The sequence below is a fragment of the Paenibacillus alginolyticus DSM 5050 = NBRC 15375 genome (assembly GCF_000422905.1).
GTDB lineage: Bacteria > Bacillota > Bacilli > Paenibacillales > NBRC-103111 > Paenibacillus_E > Paenibacillus_E alginolyticus.
In genome coordinates this window covers 13,871-35,634 of the sequence record NZ_AUGY01000014.1, presented here as the reverse complement: position 1 = coordinate 35,634, position 21,764 = coordinate 13,871, and the positions used below count along the sequence as shown (strand labels likewise).

16 protein-coding genes are annotated in these 21,764 nt (G+C 44.4%); 13 read left to right on the top strand and 3 right to left on the bottom strand.

Annotation, left to right across the window (positions count from 1 at the left end; genetic code table 11):
• Window positions 1-73 precede the first annotated feature (73 nt).
• Complete coding sequence (locus G519_RS0107665; RefSeq protein WP_029194175.1) at window positions 74-1,111, bottom strand: stalk domain-containing protein; 1,038 nt, start codon at window positions 1,109-1,111, stop codon at window positions 74-76.
• Window positions 1,112-1,306: 195 nt separating this feature from the next.
• Between G519_RS0107665 and G519_RS0107660 the strand changes: the two genes are divergently transcribed.
• Entirely contained in the window at window positions 1,307-2,434 is a 1,128-nt protein-coding gene (locus G519_RS0107660; RefSeq protein ID WP_051253234.1) for a low temperature requirement protein A, read from the top strand.
• Window positions 2,435-2,542: 108 nt separating this feature from the next.
• Window positions 2,543-3,472, top strand: coding sequence for a collagen-like protein (locus tag G519_RS52930; protein ID WP_218033610.1), 930 nt, complete (start codon window positions 2,543-2,545; stop codon window positions 3,470-3,472).
• 215 nt (window positions 3,473-3,687) lie between these two features.
• Here the strand turns inward: G519_RS52930 and G519_RS42185 are convergent, their stop codons facing one another.
• Both G519_RS42185 and G519_RS0107645 read right to left on the bottom strand, forming a co-directional pair.
• Complete coding sequence (locus tag G519_RS42185; RefSeq protein WP_208860881.1) at window positions 3,688-4,002, bottom strand: cupin domain-containing protein; 315 nt, start codon at window positions 4,000-4,002, stop codon at window positions 3,688-3,690.
• Window positions 4,003-4,044: 42 nt separating this feature from the next.
• Window positions 4,045-4,716: an SIMPL domain-containing protein gene (locus tag G519_RS0107645; protein ID WP_029194172.1), complete on the bottom strand. Its 672-nt coding sequence runs from the start codon at window positions 4,714-4,716 to the stop codon at window positions 4,045-4,047.
• Between the two features lie 218 nt (window positions 4,717-4,934).
• Here G519_RS0107645 and G519_RS50015 point away from each other — a divergent pair, with 218 nt between their 5' ends.
• From G519_RS50015 to G519_RS0107580, 11 genes are all read left to right on the top strand, one after another.
• On the top strand, window positions 4,935-5,552 hold the full coding sequence (locus tag G519_RS50015) for a hypothetical protein (RefSeq protein WP_051253232.1): 618 nt from the start codon (window positions 4,935-4,937) through the stop codon (window positions 5,550-5,552).
• Window positions 5,553-5,644: 92 nt separating this feature from the next.
• Complete coding sequence (locus tag G519_RS0107635) at window positions 5,645-6,694, top strand: sulfite oxidase (RefSeq protein ID WP_161632909.1); 1,050 nt, start codon at window positions 5,645-5,647, stop codon at window positions 6,692-6,694.
• Between the two features lie 473 nt (window positions 6,695-7,167).
• Entirely contained in the window at window positions 7,168-11,616 is a 4,449-nt protein-coding gene (locus G519_RS48400) for an immunoglobulin-like domain-containing protein (RefSeq protein ID WP_127528197.1), read from the top strand.
• 306 nt (window positions 11,617-11,922) lie between these two features.
• Window positions 11,923-13,017 (top strand): GntR family transcriptional regulator, encoded by a 1,095-nt coding sequence (locus tag G519_RS0107620; RefSeq protein ID WP_029194170.1) that lies wholly within the window; start codon window positions 11,923-11,925, stop codon window positions 13,015-13,017.
• A gap of 85 nt (window positions 13,018-13,102) precedes the next feature.
• A complete protein-coding gene (locus G519_RS0107615; protein ID WP_029194169.1) occupies window positions 13,103-14,782 on the top strand; it encodes a ribulokinase in 1,680 nt (559 codons plus the stop codon).
• A gap of 38 nt (window positions 14,783-14,820) precedes the next feature.
• Entirely contained in the window at window positions 14,821-16,308 is a 1,488-nt protein-coding gene (araA, locus tag G519_RS0107610; RefSeq protein ID WP_029194168.1) for an L-arabinose isomerase, read from the top strand.
• Between the two features lie 207 nt (window positions 16,309-16,515).
• Complete coding sequence (locus G519_RS0107600) at window positions 16,516-17,517, top strand: aldose 1-epimerase (protein ID WP_029194167.1); 1,002 nt, start codon at window positions 16,516-16,518, stop codon at window positions 17,515-17,517.
• A 24-nt stretch (window positions 17,518-17,541) separates the two neighbouring features.
• Window positions 17,542-17,715 (top strand): hypothetical protein, encoded by a 174-nt coding sequence (locus G519_RS50010; RefSeq protein ID WP_154669549.1) that lies wholly within the window; start codon window positions 17,542-17,544, stop codon window positions 17,713-17,715.
• Between the two features lie 232 nt (window positions 17,716-17,947).
• Window positions 17,948-19,546 carry a response regulator gene (locus tag G519_RS0107590; protein ID WP_029194166.1) on the top strand — a complete coding sequence of 533 codons (1,599 nt, stop codon included), beginning with the start codon at window positions 17,948-17,950 and terminating at the stop codon, window positions 19,544-19,546.
• 205 nt (window positions 19,547-19,751) lie between these two features.
• Window positions 19,752-20,690, top strand: a complete 939-nt coding sequence (locus tag G519_RS0107585; RefSeq protein WP_029194165.1) for an ABC transporter permease — start codon at window positions 19,752-19,754, stop codon at window positions 20,688-20,690.
• 66 nt (window positions 20,691-20,756) lie between these two features.
• On the top strand, window positions 20,757-21,677 hold the full coding sequence (locus G519_RS0107580; RefSeq protein ID WP_029194164.1) for a carbohydrate ABC transporter permease: 921 nt from the start codon (window positions 20,757-20,759) through the stop codon (window positions 21,675-21,677).
• Window positions 21,678-21,764: the final 87 nt, after the last annotated feature.

Here is a 21,764-nt window from a genome sequence, read left to right as displayed (position 1 = left end):
CATTTGCTTTACGATGAAGCCTACTACTAAAAAATAAGAGTCATGCTGCAATCGCAACATGACTCTTTCTCATTTAGAATAATCTCCTAGCCGTAACAAAACGCTTTTTCCATTTCTCATCGAAGTCTGCGATGTGAACGCCAAGCTCTTTCGAATAAGTATGAAGGATTTTTCCGTCTCCCGCATAGATGCCAACGTGGCCGATATCGAGCCCGCGAGCGCTGAAGAACAGCAGATCGCCTTTGCGTATTTGGTCGATGCTGATTTCTTTCCCTTTCTTGGCTTGGTCGTAGGAGACTCGCGGGAGATCGATGGACAGCACTTCGTTGAAAACATGTCGGACGAAAGAAGAGCAATCAAACGTATTCGTTTGGCCGGAAGCGGCACCGAACTCGTAAGGGGTTCCCAGGAATTTGGATCCATAGGCGAGCAATTCGTCGGCTTTCTTTTCAGCCAATGCTGGGCTGGCGTAATCGGTATACATCGGTGCAGCCGAGATGAAACCAATTGTATTGTCTTTGGTCTGCACCTCTAGCCAATTTGCGTCGATTTCTCGGATTACGTGGATTTTCTCGCTTTTCGAAAGTAATCGGAGAACACGGGCATCCGTATCTTTTGCTGGAGAGTCGCGCAGATTGACTCCGTATTCGATGGTAGTTTCATAGTCATGAGCTGATGAAATAGTAATCGAACGGGAATATTCATGCCATTTCACGATATTGCCTAGTGCTTCGCTAATAAATCGCACTGGAACCATGGTAAATCCGTCGATAATTTTACCTGACACAGGCATCTCGAGCCGTTCATGGTTTTTATAAGCGACAGTATCTCCAATTCGGTATGTAAGGACGACGCCATCTTTAAGGGCAGTAACGGTTCGTGTGCTCTCATCCCAAGAAATTGCGGCACCCTCAGCCTCAAAAATGGGACGCATCGGAACGAGACTATAGCCGTTTTCGATCACGGGAGGAGTCTGAAAGGACAGCGGACGCCCGTCCAGAAGTACAGAAGGGGACTGATTCACCTCGGCATGTACGGAGGTTGCAGGGATCAGCATCATGGTCATCAGCGTAAATGTGGCCATGCCAAATAAGCCGTTTTTAATCTTCATATTCAAACACCCTTACTAAGTTTTCTTTGATAATAGTTAGACGCAACTGCAGGGGTGTTTGTTACTTTCCAATTTGTGGGCATCCTATCAACGAAAAAAGTTGAAACAGATGAAAAATATAATTAATTTGATAGGCCTGTATGTTAAAATGTGGATAGCATTTTACGACTAGATCCAATGCAAAGGAGTGGAATAATGAATCAACACACATCGGGAGCTCAACAAATTACAGCGTTTGCTGAGAAGAAAGTGACCTGGCTGGAACTTTTTTATGATCTGCTTTTTGTAGCGGCAGTTTCTAAAGCGAGTCATGTTTTATTACATGTCGAAAATGGAGTCATTCCTCTTGAATATTTAGCCAAATTCGTACTCATATTTGTTCCGATTTGGTGGGCTTGGGTGGGGCAATCCCTCTTTGTAAATCGGTTTGGACGAGATATTTTATCTCACCGCATATTTCTGATTCTACAATTATTCTTTGTACTCATCATGACGGCCAGTCTATCGGTTAATTTTGATCAGTATTATGTTCCCTTCTTGATAGGCTATGTTGGTTTGAGAGCAATGACAGCCATCCAATATCTTTCCGTACATAAAAAAGAAGAAGCACATAGAAAAATAACAGCCCGTTATTTAGGAAGCCGCTTTTGGATTGGATTAGTGATATCTTCTTGCTCACTTTTCTTCGACTCATGGATTCGTTATGCCGTTTTATATGCGGGAATTATAATCGACATTTTTCTCCCATTAATCGGTCGGCACCACTTGGTGAAAAGCCCTATAAATACGCATCATCTGTTAGAACGCTTCTCCTTGTTTACACTCATTCTTCTTGGTGAATCCGTCATCAGTATACTTGCAGTTTTGCAGTCTAGCGACTGGACGTGGCCATCTATTTTATTTGCGTCTGTCACTTTTCTATTAATTATTGCTATATGGTGGCAATATTTCGATAATGTTGAAAAGAAAGTGAATAAGACATTAGAAACCGCCGGGCAAACTATCATTTATGGCCATCTATTCATTTATTTATCCATGTGTATGATTGCAGCTTCGATCCAATTGTTATTTTTGAAACAATTAAATTATTCTTTTATGCTAAGCTTTATTTTTGGATCTGTTCTGCTTTACTTTTTCTCAACTACGTTGGTTTTCCATAAATATCGACACGCACATTTGAGATTAGGCATGTATCATTTAGTATTTCTAGTGGGGTTGCTCGGGATTTTTTTCGCGGTGGATTTGTTTGTTATTTTGCCAAATTACATGGTTATTGGAGAAGTAATGCTGTTCTTTGGTGTATATGCTAAGTTAACGACTTGATCTTTTAGGTGAATGAACCAAGACAAACATCGTGCCGTGTCATATTACCATCCTCATATAATGTGGGTAGTTTGTTATAGCTAGAAGGATATGAGGAAGATGATGGCATTGGCTAGAAGACGAACGTTATCAAGCGTAGATAATGATATACAAGCTCTGAGGAGAGAAGTTAAGAAGCTTGAAAAGCTTATAACATCAGACCAATTAGCAGTGAGGGCAGTAACGAGAAGGGAACTTGCTCCAAGATCTGTTAGTGGATCCAAGATAGCTAGGAGGGCCATCACACTAGACAAACTTGCTCCCAGCGTCGTTAACAATATCACATCGAACATTGTGCAATTGATTGGTGCTGGTGCTATAAACGCCGCAACAGCTGCTAGTCAAGCAGGTAACGCAGTCGGTCCCCAGGGACCGATCGGGCTCCAAGGGCCTGTTGGTCCGATTGGTCCACAAGGTCCGCAAGGCTTGCAGGGGTTACAAGGTTCACAAGCTCCTACGGGAACGACTGGACCAACAGGAGCGACAGGAGCAACAGGAACAACAGGAGCAACAGGTGCTCAAGGACTCCAAGGCGCGCAAGGCCCGGCGGGATTAACTGGGATGACGGGACCATCCGGTATCGTCGATGTTCGATTCGCAGGAAGCAACCTTCCTGTCCCCTTTATCATTATCCAAGGAGCGGGAGACGCTACGACAGAGTTAATGTTACCGCCAATAACACTGCTAGCTAATCAGGTGGTCAAATTAGATGCATTTGCAAACATTAATTTTATCACGGTTCAAAATTATTCGGTGGATAGCTCTATTTCCAGAAATCAAGATGACATCGTAACAACGGATCAGGCTGTCATGCTCCAAAACCAGGGTCAGGCCCTTTTTCCGCAAGCTGCCGTAACGACTGCGCTAACTTGGGTAGATAATCCGGGTCCAGGAACCTATAATTACACGTTCACAATTTCAGGTTCAGCTAACGGTATAACGGATGCTTCCATCAATAGCAGGGGATTAACGGCCATGGTGATTACTGTAACACAGTAAGTAATAAATAACATTTATTGGAAACAATGGAAATAAGGCTGGACACCTGTGGTGTTCAACCTTGTTTTTACTATATGGCAGATTTTGCAGCATCCGTTGCGCTAATCTGCTAATAACTGATCCTTTTGCCATTCGGCTTCAAGTTCGGGAAGTAGGAGGACACTCTCCTGTTCATTAGGATCAGTACGAGCAATAAGAGCCGTGCAGGGCTCAGTTTAACTCGGATTATAGGGAAGATGGGGCATCCCTGCTGGGATGTAAAGAAAGTCACCCACATCTAATTCCATATGCAGCTCAAGATTCTCACCATACCACATTGCAGATTTTCCATGAAGCATATAAATGGCTGTCTCATGATCTTGATGCAGGTGAGCCTTCGCTCTTTTTCCTGGCGGAATAGTCAATAAATGCATGCAGATCCCTTGAGCATCAACGCTCTCTTTCGATATGGCTTCCGCATAATCAAGCCCTTGTTTTCCATGATAAGTTCGAGATGAGCGGATGAGTCGACAAGTCCTCTTTTTATCCACTTTAGTAATTTACCTCCTAATGATTCAAGGTGTTAGATTCGTTCATCGGTCTGCGAACATGTACCACACGCGCACTTTGGCATAAATCGTTAATTGTCCCGGTTCGATTGGGGTGACGGCACTTTTGGTAAACACTGCGGTTGCATAGGGGATCGGTTCGGCACTACTTGCAATTTCTTGAATTTGGCTTGGGACTGTGAAAAGAGTAACTCCCAGTGTATTTGCAATGGTCACCGCCTTTTGACGTGCGTTGCGAATGGCAAGCGATAAGGCCTGATTCTCGTAAATTTCGGGCTGTGATGTCGTAAACTTAATGTCGGTGATGTTATTGGCGCCACTAGAAACGGCAGTGTCAACGAGAATTCCTGTCAGCTCGACTTTATCGTTGATGATTTGCAAGAGATGGGTTACTTTATAGCCTCGAAAAATCTGCTTCCCTTCTTGATAATCGTATTGAATTTCAATCCTAAAATCATGCGTTTGTATCTTTTCTCTGGGAATGTTTAATTTTAATAAGGACTGAATGATCGAGGTTATGATTTTTGCGTTTTCGGTTTGGACAGCAGGCAAGACAGGACCTTCGGTTACGGCACCCAGTACGACTACCGCTCTGTCGGGAGCTGCAGCTGCTGTTCCCATTCCTAGGACTTCTATGGTAGGCGGGCATTTAAAATTAGGAAAAGAGGCCGACTTATTAATTGGATAATTGTACATAGCAGGACTCCTTTCAAGTGAAGGGCATAATCTAATGTATGGAAATAGGCGGGCAAAAATTCTAGTAAAGAAGCATGCTCATGTATGAAAAGGGACTGTCAATCGACAGTTCCTTTTCATTTATAGAATTCAAATTCAAGAATTGGGTTATATCATTAGTTCCTTTGCATACCTGCTTTCATACCTCATTGCATAAATGAGATGTAGTGGAGGTATGTTTGAGCAAAGTAGATGAAAATCTGGATTGGCTGACCTCAGTCAGCCCTGTAGGATATTACTATCCATTTACGGCTGATGGGTACAAGCTTTTCTATGAGGACGGGATAGTTTGCGATTTTGGCATTCTTGAAGCCGATGAGGTCAAACAAATTCCGCATGGGACAGGCCGTATGATTTGGTGTGAGGAAGGTTTTGACCCAGCTATTACAGCGCCTACCTATTCAAGCAGCTATGATGTAAACCCTCAGGATATCAATTATGCAGTAGGTGAGATTTTGTCCAGTCTCTATGTAGGCTTATGTCGATACGCACGCGGCGAGAAACTGTCGGCTACCAGACATATTCAAAACAGCGCATTAGATAAGTTATTAGCTTGCTCGCAGTTATTTGCGAAAGAAGAAGCCTGCTTTAAGGATCCTTTTCAAAATGAGCGGCGTTATGAGCAGCGATTCCCTGCTTTGGCTGCCTCGTTATCGAATATGATTCAAGGATATGAGCGATGTCCCGAATCAGCCTTAGAAATTATTTCTTTTTTAGAGAAACACACGCCTATCAACCCTTTCATGAAGAAATTGATTACAGAATTTGCGCAGGATCTCATAATCAAAAGATCATAATATCGCAACATACATTGCGGATTAGGAGTCTCAATTCAACATGCGGTCCATATCCTTTAGTAAGATATTGTTCTTATGAAAGGATGGTTACATTGTTGTATTCGCCTCATTTGATTACACATAGAATCATGCCGGAAAATCAAGAATTCCCCATGCTGTCACTGTCCAGTCGAATTACGCCGGAACATCTGTTTTATAGACGAAACCATTTTCCATATCCAAATGTGGATATGCGCTTTTGGAGACTTTCAATCGAGGGATGTGTAAACAAACCACTTTATTTTCGGTACGATAATCTCTTGAACATGCCTCAAGTTACACTGCCCGTAACGCTCGAATGTGTTGGGGATAAAAGATCGTTTTTTGAACCGAAAACTCGCGGCGAGCAGTGGGGACTTGGGGCTATTAGTCATGCGGTTTGGACAGGGGTTCGTCTTCAAGATCTATTGCATGCAGCCGATGTTCAAGGGAATGCACGTGAAGTAACGTTTGAGGGCATGGATAAGGGAGCTCGAACAGATATGCCAGGCGTATTTTCCTATAAAAGAAGTTTATCTCTCGAGCGTGCTCTGCATCCCGATACGATTGTAGCCCTATACATGAATGGCAAACCGCTCCCCTTTCGTCACGGCTATCCAGCAAGATTAATTGTTCCAGGATGGTATGGAATGGCATCAGTCAAATGGCTTCACCGTATTGTCGTCATAGAGGAACCCTTCCAGGGACCTTTCCAAGTCGTAGATTATGTATTTAATCGAAAACCATTAACACCATTCGCTCCAGAACCGATTACAACCATTCGTCTCAATTCGACCATTGCGGGGCCAACAGATCAGGAGGTATTGGCAAGAGGGGAGAATTGGATATGGGGAATTGCGATATCTGGCAGTGCCCCAGTCGTACAAGTAGAGATAAGTATTGACAATGGAAACAGCTGGCTAGTTGCATCTTGGATGGAACAACAAGAAGCTTATTCTTGGAGGCGCTGGTGTTGGAAATGGACGGTAACTGAACCCGGAACCTACGACATTAAAGTTAGAGCCAAGGATGCAGCAGGTAACACTCAAAGCGAAATGGCAGATTGGAATGTAAACGGTTATGGCTATAATGCGATTCAGCATATTCGTGTTTATATTGACTGATCATTTTATCCGATTTAATGTCAAGTAATAGCAGTACGTTCCTCGACAGAGGGCGTGCTGCTTTTGTTTTACCCGGTACAAATTAACAATTACTTAACCCACCAGTTGAATTCTGTTTGTTATAATTTGCTTGACACAACAAGAACTCTGATAAGAGAGAGAGAGAGAGAGAGAGAGAGAGAGAGAGAGAGAGACTAGCATTCGCGCAAACAGAAGAAAGAAACAAAAAATGGATAGGTGGAGAAAAATGCTTACTAAAAAATTGAAGCGTTTCATTGTTAGTTTGACGCTTGTTAGCCTCATGATCGGTCAAGGAATTCCTGCATCAAGTTGCAAACATACATGAAGAGTTCAGTGAACAAAATGATTTCAGTGGTCCTATTATTGATATTACCAATAAATTGGTGGGTGTAGATGCCGTACTGGGTGCTCACGCTCACAGAAATTTAAAAACAGTTGTGAATGGTATTCCATTGATTATCGGTAGAGACCGTGGCAAAGACTTGGTACAAATGAAAATCACGTTATCTGTCGATAACAAGTTAACATTCGATTACAATTCGATTCCGATGGATAACGAAAGTATGAGCTTTCCGTACGGGTATAAGGCGACAAAGCCAGTTATTAGTACAACTACGCAAAAATTGATTGATGATATAATGGCCGAGTATCTCGATGGTTCGGTGACTTCACATTTCAAATTCGATGAAAAATACGGTTCTGAAGCCCCGAATTCAGCAGCTGGCGGAACTAGTGCCAAGCTGAAAGACGGAGCAGATTGGACAGACGGATTAAATGCTGGAGGGGTATCTTTAGGGGGAACCAATTCAGAGGAAACCAATGCATATGTGGAGATGTCTACGGGAATTCCTGAGAATACAGAAAATTTCACAGTGGCCACTTGGGTAAAAATAGATGATAGAAAGCAATGGTCGAGAATATTTGATTTCGGTAAGGGCGAACCCGGTAATAGAAATTCACTTGCTTTGACGATCGATAACGAAGGCTATTATTTCTTCTATAACCGTGAAGGAAATCAGATCGGCGATCATATCAGCAACGTTCCAGCAGGTGTGTGGACGCATGTAGCGGTTGTTATTTCCGGAGCGACTGCAAATATTTATGTAGACGGAATCCATAGTAAGAGTATTGATTTAAACGGCAACAAGCCTGCTGATTTGGGGAAGACTCCAAATAATTATTTAGGCAAGCCGCAGCAAGGTAACGATCCTTACTTTGTCGGGAAGTTTGATGACTTCCGTGTTTACAGCCGGGCTTTGAATGGAGCAGAGATTCAGACACTCGCTAATGATGTAATGGCTATTCAGTTATCTAATTTCAAACAAGTAACGAGAAATCTGGATTTACCTAAAACCGGGGCAACCGGAACAAATATTAGTTGGGCTTCCAGCAACACCTCCGTCATTGAAAATGATGGCACTATACATCGTCCTGCTTCCGGCTCCGGCGATGCAACAGTGACTTTAACAGCTACGGTTGCCAAAGCAAATGAATCTGCGACCAAACCATTTATAGTAACGGTTAAAGAAGGCAGTGCCAAAGAAGGGAAATGGTTGACGGGAGAATTCCATACGCATACTTATGAATCCGACGATGCGCAGATATCGCTGGAGGATAGCCTGAAAAACGCATTCACAAAATATGGGTTGGACTGGTTAGCAACAGCCAATCACTTGCGGTCATCCAGACGGGATGATGACGGACACAATATACCTGGTGGATCCGTACCTTTATCTAAGGGAGCTATTCAATATGAAGTGCCGAAGGTCAATGCTTGGCAAAACGCCGGGTTGTATCCGGGCAAAACTATTTTCTCGGGATTTGAATGGGATATTCCGACTCATGACCATGCGGCAATAGGGATTTTAACCGATTCCCCGGGTTCATCCAAAGCATTAAAAGCTGCGAATCAATTTGAATATATGTTTACAAAAGAAGATGAAAATACGTTCAATGCTAATGATGTAGCTGAATGGAAGAATTCTGGAGCTTTAAAAGGATTTTCCACCCATGCCGATGCCTTATCCGCGGTTAATTGGCTGAAAACGAATTTTGGCGACAAAAGTTATTTACTTATCACACATCCGTCCAGGGGGAAAAATGGCAATACACCACGGACGACGATAGCCGATCTGCGTGACTTCAACAATGAGGCTCCGGAAGTCAACTTTGGCTTCGAGGGTATGATTGGCGGCCAGATGGAGCCCGATCGAGGCGGTTACAATACGACTTATAATATAAGTAACCCTACTGCCGACGAGAATTATAAATTCCGCTCTTTTGGCGGTACAGATTACATGGTAGCTAAGGTTGGCGGTGTTTGGGACGCTCTGCTTGGTGAAGGCAGGAATTATTGGAATTTTGCCAATTCCGACTTTCATTTTAAGATTAGAGGACCCTACTCCAGCGGATACTGGCCTGGCGAATATGCTAAGAATTATACTTGGAGCAACGGCACTGACATGCAGGATATCTTGAATGGCATGCGGTCGGGGAAATCGTTCTCTGTCTATGGCGATCTGATTAACGCACTTGATTTTAATATTGAAGGAAATGACGGCAAGTTAGATATGGGCGCGTCGAACCCGCAGGTAACCGTGACCGAGGGGGATCATCTTAAGCTAACGATACGCTTTAAAAGCCCTGCTAAGAATAACTATGAAAATCCTGTAATTGGTGGAACTCCAGCTAATATAGCTCCTAAAGTTGACCATGTGGATCTCATCGCTGGGGATGTAACTGGGAAGGCAGCTGCCGGAACACCTGCGTATAACAAGGATACCAACGATTCGACCAAAGTTATTGCATCTTTCACTAGTAAGGATTGGACGACAGATAAGGACGGTTACAATGTCATCAACTATGACTTGGGTTCTGCAAGCAAGAAGCAATATTTTAGATTAAGAGGTACCAATCTTGGTTTGAACGTTCCAGGAGAAACGGATGCGGCAGGAAATCCGCTCCTCGACCCGAAGACGGATGATGCAGATGATAACACACGATTTAATAATATTAACGACAGAAATTATAAAGATTTATGGTTCTATTCGAATCCAATTTTCGTGGATCCTACGCCTTACACGAATCAACAGGCTGTAACCGATACGATCAACAAACTAACCTTAGGCGATTTAAATAATGTCACTAAAGGAATCGAATTGCCGACAACAGGCGAGCATGGTACAACAATACAATGGGAAAGTTCTATGCCCTCGATGATCGGTCATGATGGTAAGCTCCTTGTCCAACCAGCCAACAATACATTGCTCACGTTGACAGCTACGATCATTCGAGGTGATGTTAGCAAGACCAAATCGTTCCCTGCCATCGTCAAAGGATTGAATGCAGCAACGATTGAACTTCATGGGAAGTTGAATACCGCGAACGGGCCTTATACCAGCGGTACATGGACGAATCAGAATGTTACCGTCAGTGTTTATGCCAGTGTTTATGCGCCAAGCACGTCCGCAGTTATCGAGTTTTCGTTGGACGACGATAAAGAGTCAAGCTATAAGCCTTATGAAAGCAATACACCTATTGTAATTAAGGATCAAGGTGAACACCGTCTTTATTTCCGAGGCACCGATAATACAAACCATATTGCAAACCTGAGTTATACAGTAATAATGGATACAGAATCTCCAGTCATCAGACTGGTTGGAGACTCAAGTATTAGTCTCTCTAAAGGCTCTATTTATACGGAACAAGGAGCTAAAGCAACAGATAACTTAGACGTAGGTCTCTCAACGAAAAAAGTTACAGTCACTGGATCTGTTTACACGGACAAAGTAGGAACATACGAAGTTAAATATAATATTCGTGACTTGGCCGGGAATGCGGCAAAAGAGGTAGTTCGTACTGTATATATTTATGAGAATGATGAACCCGGCACACCTTCGCCAGGGAAGGAGCAACAAAAAGAAACGCCAGAAATTAAAGAACCATCAAAAACCGTTCAATTTGATGTAAAAGCGACGCAGGGTTCGGAAGGCAGCATCAAGGACGTAGTGAAATTCAAGGTTCCGGCAGATGCCTTGTCCTCAGACGGCAAGATTAATGTGACGGTCTTAACGAAAGATCAAACACCATCCTTAGGAAACCTTCAAGCATTGAGCCAAGTGCTGGAATTTACTAGCACCTCTGGTCATACGTTTAATAAACCTATTGAGATTACGTTAAATTACAACAAGGATCCAAACAGCAAGGACGCTAACCTTGTAGCAGTCTACTATTACAACGAGCTGCAAAAGAAATGGGTATTCATCGGAGGTAGTCCGAAAGCAGACGGTACGGTAACCGTTCAGGTTAACCATTTTACGAAATTTGCTGTATTTAATTATCAGCCTACTTTGTTTACAGATTTGATGGGACATTGGGCTTCCGTATATACCGATCGTCTAATTGGTATGAAAGCAATTCAAGGGTATGAGAATCAAACTTTTCACCCGGAAGAAACCATAACAAGAGCTCAATTCGCTAGTATACTTGTCAAGGCGCTTGGACTTCAAAATTCCGCAGGTACTGTGAATTTCGCTGATCAGAGTGATATACCTACATGGGCTAAAGCGGATGTTGCCGCAGCAGTAAAAGCAGGATTCATAAGCGGTTACGAAGAAAAAGGTCAGTCGGTTTTTAAAGCCAATCAAACCATCACAAGAGCTGAAATGTCTGTGATCATCGCCAACGCGTTGAAAACGGTCGCCAGAAAAGCCGATTCTGATTTAAAATCATTTCAAGATGCTTCTAATATCCCAGATTGGGCTGCTCCTTCGGTGAGCGCGGCCGTAGCTGCAGGTATTCTGAAAGGGTATGAGGATAATACGTTCCGAGCAAACAATGCAGCTACGAGAGCAGAGGCGGCAGCGATGATTTACAAGCTGTTGGAAGCTTTGAACATCTAAACATCATTAGAGAACAAGGGATCATATGCGAATGCGTATGGTCTTTTGTTTGGGTTTGGGGTAAGCAATGCTTACCTTTTTTATTGTATAGGAAATTATGTTAGATGCCGATCTGTGAATAAGTATTGTAAAATGAACACGGAAATGGAAGGGTATAATCCAGTGGATTTGCACCTTGTCCTCGTGCACTCCAGAATAAGCGCGTTTTCCGCGCTTACTATTTGCACACCTCTAAACTGCCGTATATGTACATACAAGTTGGGCAAATGATATAATACGGTCAGAATCAATAACCTGAGGTGAATCATGAAAGAAAAGCAAATGCCAAAATACTTACAGTTGAAACAGGAAATCCTATCGTGGCTTCATACCGGGAAGCTAAAACCGAATGATCAAATGCCATCGGAAAATGAAATAGCCGAGCAATTTCAGATGAGCCGTCAAACAGTTCGTCAGACGTTCGGCGAGTTAGAGCAGGAAGGCTGGCTGTATCGGATGCAAGGGAAAGGGACATTCGTTTCCACACCCCAAACGCAAAAAAGTCGAGATGTGCAAACTATAGGTATTCTGACAACCTATATCTCTGATTATATTTTTCCCCACATCGTAAGAGGAGCGGAGTCTACCCTGCGTGCGAGAGGGTACAGACTGCTCTTGTCATCCACAGACAATGATAAGGGAAAAGAGAAAGAAAGCCTTGACATGATGATGAGTCAACCTTTAAGCGGCCTTATCATTGAACCGACCAAGAGCGCGGAAGGCAATCCGAATTTAAGCTATTACCTTTCCTTAGACTATCAACATATTCCGTATTTGATGATAAATGAGCGGTATCCGGAGATGAATTGTCCTTCTCTGGTCGTGGATGATGAAGAGGGCGGATTCAAAGCTGCTCAGCACCTAATTGAGCTTGGTCATCGCCGTATTGCTGGGTTTTTCAAGACCGATGACTTGCAAGGGGTTAATCGGCTGAAAGGGTTTATTCGTGCTCATCAACACTATGAAATCCCGCTGCTGCCGGAATTCGTCATTCACTATTCGACGGAGGAGAAGAGACACAAACCCTACGAAAGTGCACAAGCGATGCTCGGTCAGCTGGAAGAGCGGCCAACAGCTTTCGTTTGCTACAATGATGAGATCGCTATACATCTGCTTGAAGCTGTACGTACAATTGGTCTTCAAGTGCCGCAGGATATCTCTCTAGTCGGATTTGATGACTCTTCGTTAGCAACCGCAACAGAGGTCAAATTAACGACACTTTCTCATCCCAAAACGGAAATGGGCGCTGATGCTGCTGAGATATTGATCGATATGATACAGAATAAACGAGCAAATGGAAGTAAAACGGGAAAAGTCTACAAGCCGGAATTAATCGTTAGAGAGTCAAGCATCCGAGTTTAACTGTCTTAAAAATTCATATGGTAAACTTGTACGTACAAGTGATATACTGGATATAGAAACAGTTGAAATTTGAAGGAGGCTATCCATGTCTAAGAGATATGCGATTGGTGTTGACTATGGAACGGAATCAGGCCGTGCTGTTCTAGTCGACTTGAGCGATGGAACTGAGGTTGCCGATCACGTAACGCCATACCCGCACAACGTGATTGATGAGAAGCTGCCCGTATCTGGGATCAAGCTTGCGTATGATTGGGCTTTGCAGCATCCCCAAGACTACATTGATGTATTGACCCAGTCTGTTCCAGCGGTTGTGCAGGCATCCGGTGTGAATCCAGCCGATATTATCGGGCTTGGAATAGATTTCACGGCCTGCACGATACTCCCGATTGATAAAGAAGGCCAGCCGCTTTGTTTCAATCCGCAACTAACGAATAATCCACACAGCTGGGTGAAGCTATGGAAGCATCATGCGGCTCAAGACGAGGCGAACCTGATTAACGAGATCGCGGAAAGCAGAGGAGAATCGTTCCTCCCTCGTTACGGCGGCAAAATCTCTTCCGAATGGATGATTGCGAAGGTTTGGCAAATCTTAAACGAAGCTCCTGATATTTACGATCAAACGGATCGTTTCTTAGAAGCAGCAGATTGGGTCGTTTCGCAAATGACGGGTCAATCGGAAATTGTCCGAAACAGCTGTACCGCGGGCTATAAGTCCATTTGGCATAAGAAAGATGGCTATCCGAGTAAAGCTTTCTTTCAGGCTCTCGATCCTCGTCTTGAAAATTTGACAGAAACCAAGCTTCGCGGTGATGTCGTTCCACTGGGCACCAAAGCTGGTGAATTAACGGAAACGATGGCTAAAAGGATGGGTTTGAAAGCTGGAACAGCCATTGCCGTTGGTAATGTAGATGCTCATGCTGCTGTACCGGGTGTCGGTGTCGTTACACCAGGTAAATTGGTCATGGCGATGGGAACTTCCATTTGTCACATGCTGCTGGGGACAGAAGAGAAAGAAGTGGAAGGAATGTGCGGCGTCGTAGAAGACGGCATCATTCCTGGATATATGGGCTATGAAGCTGGTCAGTCGGCGGTTGGAGATATTTTCGCTTGGTATGTGGAGCAGGGGGTACCTGCTTATGTGCAAGCTGCGGCTGAGCAAGAAGGAACGAATGTGCATGAATGGCTGGAACGTCATGCATCCGCTTACAAACCGGGAGAAACGGGCTTGCTTGCCTTGGACTGGTGGAATGGAAATCGGTCTGTACTCGTGGACACAGAATTAAACGGCCTTATTTTAGGATATTCACTCTTAACAAAACCAGATGAAATTTATCGTACGTTATTGGAAGCTACGGCGTTCGGAACTCGTAAAATTGTTGACGCCTTCCACAATAACGGCGTAGAAGTGCAAGAATTATATGCTTGCGGCGGATTACCGCAAAAAAACCAGCTGCTCATGCAAATTTATGCCGATGTAACGAATCGGGAGATCAAAATCGCGGATTCCAAACAAACGCCAGCGCTAGGAGCAGCGATGTTCGGGGCTGTTGCAGCAGGTGCAGTCAATGGCGGCTATGATAATATCGTTGACGCTGCGCACAAAATGGCCCGTGTTCGGAAAGAAACGTTCAAGCCAATCGCAGAGAATGTAGCTGTCTATGAGCAGCTTTATCAGGAGTACAGCAAGCTGCATGATTATTTCGGACGCGGAGAGAATGACGTGATGAAGAAGCTTCGTTCTATTCGTGAGGAAGCTCGTCAATAGTTCGGATTCTTTCATTCCAACCAAGGAGGCTATTAGCCATGAACCCTTTTTCAGATAAAGTATTTTGGTTCGTCACCGGAAGCCAGCATTTATATGGACCTGAGACACTGCTGCAAGTGGAAGAGCATTCCAAACAAATCACAGAAGGTATTGACCGTGACTCTTCAGTCCCGAGTAGACTTATTTTCAAACCTGTACTGACAACACCAGATGCCATCCGCAGGCTCTGCCTGGATGCCAATGCCGATGACAATTGCGCAGGAATCATTACCTGGATGCATACATTCTCGCCAGCCAAAATGTGGATTGCCGGTCTCGCTGAGTATCGCAAACCCTTGCTTCACTTACATACCCAGTTCAATCGGGATATTCCATGGGAAACGATTGATATGGACTTCATGAACCTGAATCAAGCGGCGCATGGCGATCGCGAGTATGGTTTTATCGGTGCACGCATGGGTATTTCCCGTAAAGTGGTTGTTGGTTATTGGGAAGATCCAGCAGTACTTAGTCGCATTGCTGGTTGGATGCGTACAGCGGTTGCTTTCATAGAAGGACGTAGTCTGAAAGTGGCTCGGTTTGGCGATAACATGCGTCAAGTAGCGGTGACCGAAGGCGATAAAGTGGAAGCGCAAATTAAATTTGGTTGGTCCATCAATGGCTACGGGGTTGGCGATCTTGTGCAGCGCATAGGAGACATCTCTGAAGCCGAGGTTGATCAGTTAATGGATGAATACAATGAAGTCTATGATATCACGGCAGAAGACCGCTCGGCAGGTCCAGTGCATGAAGCGATTCGCGAGCAAGCTCGCATTGAGCTTGGATTGAAGGGATTCTTGCAAGAAGGCGGCTTTGGGGCATTCACGACCACTTTCGAGGATTTGCATGGGTTGAAGCAGCTGCCAGGACTTGCTGTTCAGCGTTTGATGGGGCAGGGATACGGCTTCGGTGGTGAAGGCGACTGGAAAACGGCAGCATTGACGCGTGTAATGAAGATCATTGCAGACAACAAAGGGACATCCTTCATGGAGGATTACACTTACCATATGGAGCCAGGGCAAGAGCTTGTGCTTGGCGCACATATGTTAGAAATTTGTCCGACAATTGCAGCTACGCGTCCCAAGATCGAGGTTCATCCGCTTGGTATCGGCGGTAAAGCGGATCCTGCGCGCCTCGTTTTCGACGGTGCTTCAGGGGCAGCTCTGAATGCATCGCTGATCGATATGGGCAACCGATTCCGCTTGCTGATTAACGAAGTGGATGCTGTTCGGCCAGTCAAAGCTATGCCTAAATTGCCTGTAGCTCGTGTGCTTTGGAAGCCGCAACCATCGCTGCGTGATTCCGCAGAAGCTTGGATTTATGCTGGCGGCGCGCATCACACCGTATTTTCTTACAACGTAAGTACGGAGCAATTAGTAGATTGGGCAGAATTAGCGGGAGTCGAAGTTGTGATTATCAATAAGAACACCTCGCTGCTGCAGTTCCGAAACGAGCTTCGCTGGAGTGAAATTGCATGGAAACATTAAACGATAGCAGCTGTTTTTAATAAAATGTGAAACCGTTCTTCCTTTTTGAGGGGAACGGTTTTCTCATTCGTGCCTTTCCGAAAGTCACATTTATCATTGTATGCGTTATTTTCATCCATTGACTTCCATGATTCACATGCTTTAGAGTAAATTCATAAGAGCCTGTCCAAATTTTAAAGGCACAGCTATGTAGGAGGTTAACGCGAGATGACGACGAAAGCGTTTGAAGGAACATTCCAAGGAGAGAAAGCCGTTTGGTTACAAGCTGGCCGTTATGAAGCAGCTGTATTACCGGAAATTGGCGCTAATCTAATTGCTTTTAGAGATACTGAAAAAGAATATCGCTTTTTGCGTGAGCCAGCCATGGATGAGATGGAAGCGTTTAAAGCACGTCCAATCGTGCACGGGATTCCGGTATTATTTCCACCCAATCGGTATGAGGACGGGAAGTTTCCTTGGCAAGGCAAAGTGTATGAATTTCCGATCAATGAACCGAAAACAGGAAATCACCTACACGGTTTTGTACACAATATTCCATGGGCTGTTGAGAAATTTAGTGCGGATGAAACGGAGAGTCGTGTTACCTTAGCTTTGCGCGTAAGAGAAGGGCATTCGGTATATACGTTTTTACCGCATGAATTCACGATACGCTTGACTTACACGTTGAATGCATACGGTTTGCATCAGCATATTTCCGTACACAATGAAGGCAAAGAGGCTATGCCTTGCTTGATAGCGTATCACACGACGATCAATGCCCCTTTTGCGCCGAACAGTCAGGCTTCTGATTATGGGTTCAAAATGACGATCGGCAACCGCTGGAAAATGAGTGAAAGAATGCTGCCGACTGGTGAGTTTCAGCCATTATCAGCTGACGAAGAGAAGATGAAAGTAGGCGGTTTGTCGCCGTTCTTTGAATCCATGGATAATCATTATACAACCTCGCCGCAAAATGGCCGCAACTATATGGAGTTGACAGATTCACGTGAAGGTATCAAACTTGTTTATGATGTAGGGACTTCCTACAAACAGTGGATGATCTGGAATAATGGCGCTTCTGAAGGGTTTTTCTGCCCAGAGCCGCAAATGAATCTGGTGAATGCACCGAACGTTGATCTCCCGGCTGATCAAATTGGACTTGTTTCCTTGGAGCCAGGCGAAATTTGGGAAGAAACTGGACGTCTTTATACGATTGAATTGAACAAATAATAGGAATAAAAAGGCGGGGAATCGTTGGAAAATAATGAAGGCTCGGAAAAGAAACAGCTCCTAGATCAGATCAAAAAATTAACGTTGGAAAACGAGAGATTGAAGCAAGAAATCGCGAAACTGCGCGGAGTTAAGCGTCCATCTTCGGGCTCCATGGATAGCATGTCTACGAAATTAAAAGAAGCGTTGAGAGAGTAGACATAAAGCCTATACAGATTCACTAAAATAACATTAAATCTCTTGGTGAGCGTCACCAAGAGATTTTTTTCGTGTCAAAATACCAAAGAAAGTAACCATTGTGCTCTATCAAGTTCGCCACAAATATGATACTTTTTATACCAAACATACAAAGAAGGAATAAGGCAGGAAGATACCGTGTCATGAGCGAAGGGGTTCTGAAGACATCTTATCCATCAAGGAGATTCCGACTATGAATTTATTAATTGTGGAAGATGAAGTCCGCCTCAGAAACGCATTAGCCAACAATATTCCCTGGGAGAAGCACGGTATAGAGGTCGTCGGGCAGGCTGGAAACGGCATGGAAGCGCTGCGGCTGATCGACCGCAAAAAGCCTGAGATTATCTTGCTGGACCTACAGATGCCGGAGATGGACGGACTCACATTAGCAAGGCAACTTCGACAAGACGATCCTTTGTTGAAAATCATCGTTCTCAGCGGACATGACGATTTCGTTTACGCTCAAGAAGCATTGGGGCTTGGTATAATGAAATATTTGTTAAAACCGGCTGGGGACGAGGAGATATTGGAGACGGTACTCGAAGCGGCCGACCGTTTGAAGAGCGAGCTTGAGCAACGTCATAACGAGGATGAGCTAAAGCAAAAATGGAAGCAGAATCTTCCAAACCTTATTAATGAATTTTTCCAAGGTTGGCTGAACGGAAAGTATGAACCTTGGGAGATTGAACAGAAAAGCAAGGTTCTTCAACTGGATTTACAAAAGGATGCCGAATATGCGGTTGCCGTAGTCGATATGGACCCGCTGTCGGAGGATGAAACCCGATTCAGCAAGAAAGATATTCCGCTGCTCCAATTTACGCTGAGCAGTATCGTGAAGGAATCTTTAATGGCCACTCCTTGTTGGGTGTCCACTGATTATGCGGGCTGTACGGTCGTTGTGTTCCAGCTTGATGGAAATGAAGAGCCCGGAGTAGCTCTCCAGAAAATCAATGCAATGACCGAAAAGCTGCTTTTAACTGTACGAAGCTGCCTTAGGCTTAGTGCAAGCGCGGGGATTAGCGGTATAACAGGCAGTCAAGAGGATATGAACAGGCTGTACGTACAGGCGGTACGCGCGTTGCAGAATCGGATCGTGCTTGGTTATGATCTGGCGATCCCGTACCGGGAAGAGCAGGGGAGAGAACCAGAACTTACATGTCAACCGAACCTGGAGAAAGCGCTGGAAATCGCACTTGAAACGGGGGATGGCGACAAGGCGATCGAAACCTTAACTGCCCTTTGGGACAGTGGCATGGCCAAAGCGGAAACAGTTGAAGACATGCATGAGCACATCCTTTATTTTACAAGCCTTTTTATTTGCATGATCCAGAAACAGGGATGGCCAGTGCGGGAAGTAGCCGGTGAGGATTATGTGTATTTCCGCAATCATTTGGAGCTGGCCGCAAAGGAACAAATTCTGTCTTGGCTGCAGCGGATGATAAGGGCGTATTTAACCTATGCCAGCCAGAGGCGGAAATCGACGAGTCATAGCATGATCAAGACGATATTAAGTCTCGTCGAAAATGAAATCGATCAGGAAATGACACTGCATGCTGTCGCCGACCGGCTGTATGTGAACTCATCCTACTTAAGCCGTCTCTTCAAACAAGAAACAGGAAAAGCCTTTTCCACCTATGTACTGGAACGTAAAATGGAGCGAGCCAAAGCGATCCTGCAAGAGGGAGCAAGGGTATACGACGCCGCAGCAGGTGTCGGGTATAGGGATGTGAGCTATTTTACAAGAGTATTCCGTAAGTATTGGGGTGTGACGCCCGGGGAAGTTCGTCATTGAATTCCTATAAGCCGTTTTTTTAACAGCCTTCTCAGTTTATCTGGGAAGGTTTTTTTATGCCAGTCGTGAGAAGTTATGAAAGTACCAAAACAAGTAATATTCCTCTAATTCGTAAAAAAACGGCGGGTGATAAACTAAATCTAAGAAAGACAGGTAAGAAGGAGGAGACACCTTGCAAGAAACGATCACTACGACAGAATCTGTCATATCTACAAAAAAGAATGGTAAAAAGAGCTATAACCAACAATTGTGGATCGATATTAGGAAAGATTGGGATTTGTATCTCGCACTCATTCCCGGCATCGCATTTCTGCTGTTGTTTAAGTACACGCCGATGTACGGGATTATCATTGCTTTCAAGGATTTCAATATTTTCGACGGTATGGCGGCAAGTCCATGGGTCGGGTGGAAGCATTTCGATAAATTGATTTCGTCCGCCAGTTTTTTGCAGGTGTTCCAGAACACTTTGATTATTTCAGTGTATAAAATCGTATTTCTTTTTCCGCTTCCGATTGTGGTCGCCATTTTGCTTAACGAATTGAAGAACATGGCGTTCAAAAAAAGCGTACAAACCGTCGTTTATCTACCTCATTTCCTATCTTGGGTAATCGTCAGCGGCTTGTTCATCGATCTGCTTTCCACGAACGGCGGTATCGTCAACAAAATAATCGTCGCCATGGGTGGTGAACCGATTCGGTTCTTCCTGGACAGCCAAATATTCCGTTCGGTTCTCATCGGCACGGCAGGCTGGAAGGAGACTGGCTGGAACACGATCATTTACTTGGCGGCTTTGGCCGGTATCGATCCCGGGTTGTATGAAGCGGCCAAAATCGATGGCGCCAATAAATGGAAGCAAATTGTACATATCACGCTTCCTGGTCTGGTTCCTATTATCCTGCTTATGTTTATCCTTCGTCTTGGTTATGTATTGGAGGCGGGAACTGAACAAATTCTCGTTATGTACAATCCAAGCGTATACAACGTCGCAGACGTAATTGGCACCTATGTGTATCGCATAGGACTCGGTGAACAGGATTACAGCTTCTCAACCGCCGTAGGCGTATTCGAATCGGTGGTCGCATTTATTTTGATCTTATCGGGTAACGGCTTGGCCCGAAAGTTTTTCGGACGAGGTATCTGGTAAACGGGGAATAAAGCTTATGCTTACGATGTTAGTTTTGCTAAAGCAAAACTTTTAGGAGGATCAGCTATGCATACAAAAAGCACCTTACAATCACCTGCCGCAAGAAGGTCAGGAGCCATCCAAACATCCCTCGGCGAGAAAATCTTCACGGTCGTCAATCATATTTTCTTTATCCTGCTGGGACTTTCCACCATCTTTCCGTTCATCAACCTTATCGCCAAATCGCTTAGCAGTGAGTCGGCGGTCGTTTCAGGGATGGTTACCTTGTACCCGATCGATTTTCAAATAGGGACTTACAAGTATGTGGCGAGCAATTCCTTATTTCTGAATGCGTTTATGGTTTCTATAACAGTGACGCTGGTTGGTTCGCTGCTCGCGTTATTCATGACAACGTTAGCCGCATATCCGCTTTCCAAGCCGAGGCTGCGGGGACGCAAGTTTTTTATCATTATGTACCTCTTTACAATGCTGTTCAGCGGTGGATTAATCCCGACTTACCTGCTAATGCACAAACTCAATCTTATTGATAAACTGCCAGTGTTGTTCCTGCCATTCATGATTAATGTGTACAACATGCTCATTGTCAAAAGCTATTTCGAAAGCCTGCCCGACAGCCTTGAAGAATCGGCGAAAATGGATGGGGCTAGCAACATGACGATCCTTGTGCGCATCATTTTGCCGTTGTCGATGCCAGTGCTGGCTACGATCGCATTATTTTACGCAGTTACGTTCTGGAACGATTACTTTACGTCGCTTATCTATATCAACTCAGTAGAGATGAAACCTCTGCAGCTTTATTTGAAGGAATTGTTCGTTTCTTCAACGGATGCATTCATGCGGACCAATGTTGACGCTTCGCTGAACGTTTCACCGCAGTCGATTCAAGCGGCTTCCATCATTCTGGCGACGCTGCCGATCCTATTCGTGTATCCGTTCCTGCAAAAATATTTTGTTAAAGGCGTTCTGGTCGGCTCCGTAAAAGGCTGATTCTCACAAACAATTCTTGAAGGGTGGTGGTGGGCAGGCTCAAAGATGGTTCCATGAAATTTTGGTTTTACGCACTTCTCCATACTC

Coding starts and splice junctions, on each gene's coding strand:
- G519_RS0107665 (WP_029194175.1), bottom strand. CDS start 1,111: ATGAAGATTAAAAACGGCTTATTTGGCATGGCCACATTTACGCTGATG.
- G519_RS0107660 (WP_051253234.1), top strand. CDS start 1,307: ATGAATCAACACACATCGGGAGCTCAACAAATTACAGCGTTTGCTGAG.
- G519_RS0107645 (WP_029194172.1), bottom strand. CDS start 4,716: ATGTACAATTATCCAATTAATAAGTCGGCCTCTTTTCCTAATTTTAAA.
- G519_RS0107620 (WP_029194170.1), top strand. CDS start 11,923: ATGAAAGAAAAGCAAATGCCAAAATACTTACAGTTGAAACAGGAAATC.
- G519_RS0107615 (WP_029194169.1), top strand. CDS start 13,103: ATGTCTAAGAGATATGCGATTGGTGTTGACTATGGAACGGAATCAGGC.
- araA (WP_029194168.1), top strand. CDS start 14,821: ATGAACCCTTTTTCAGATAAAGTATTTTGGTTCGTCACCGGAAGCCAG.
- G519_RS0107600 (WP_029194167.1), top strand. CDS start 16,516: ATGACGACGAAAGCGTTTGAAGGAACATTCCAAGGAGAGAAAGCCGTT.
- G519_RS0107590 (WP_029194166.1), top strand. CDS start 17,948: ATGAATTTATTAATTGTGGAAGATGAAGTCCGCCTCAGAAACGCATTA.
- G519_RS0107580 (WP_029194164.1), top strand. CDS start 20,757: ATGCATACAAAAAGCACCTTACAATCACCTGCCGCAAGAAGGTCAGGA.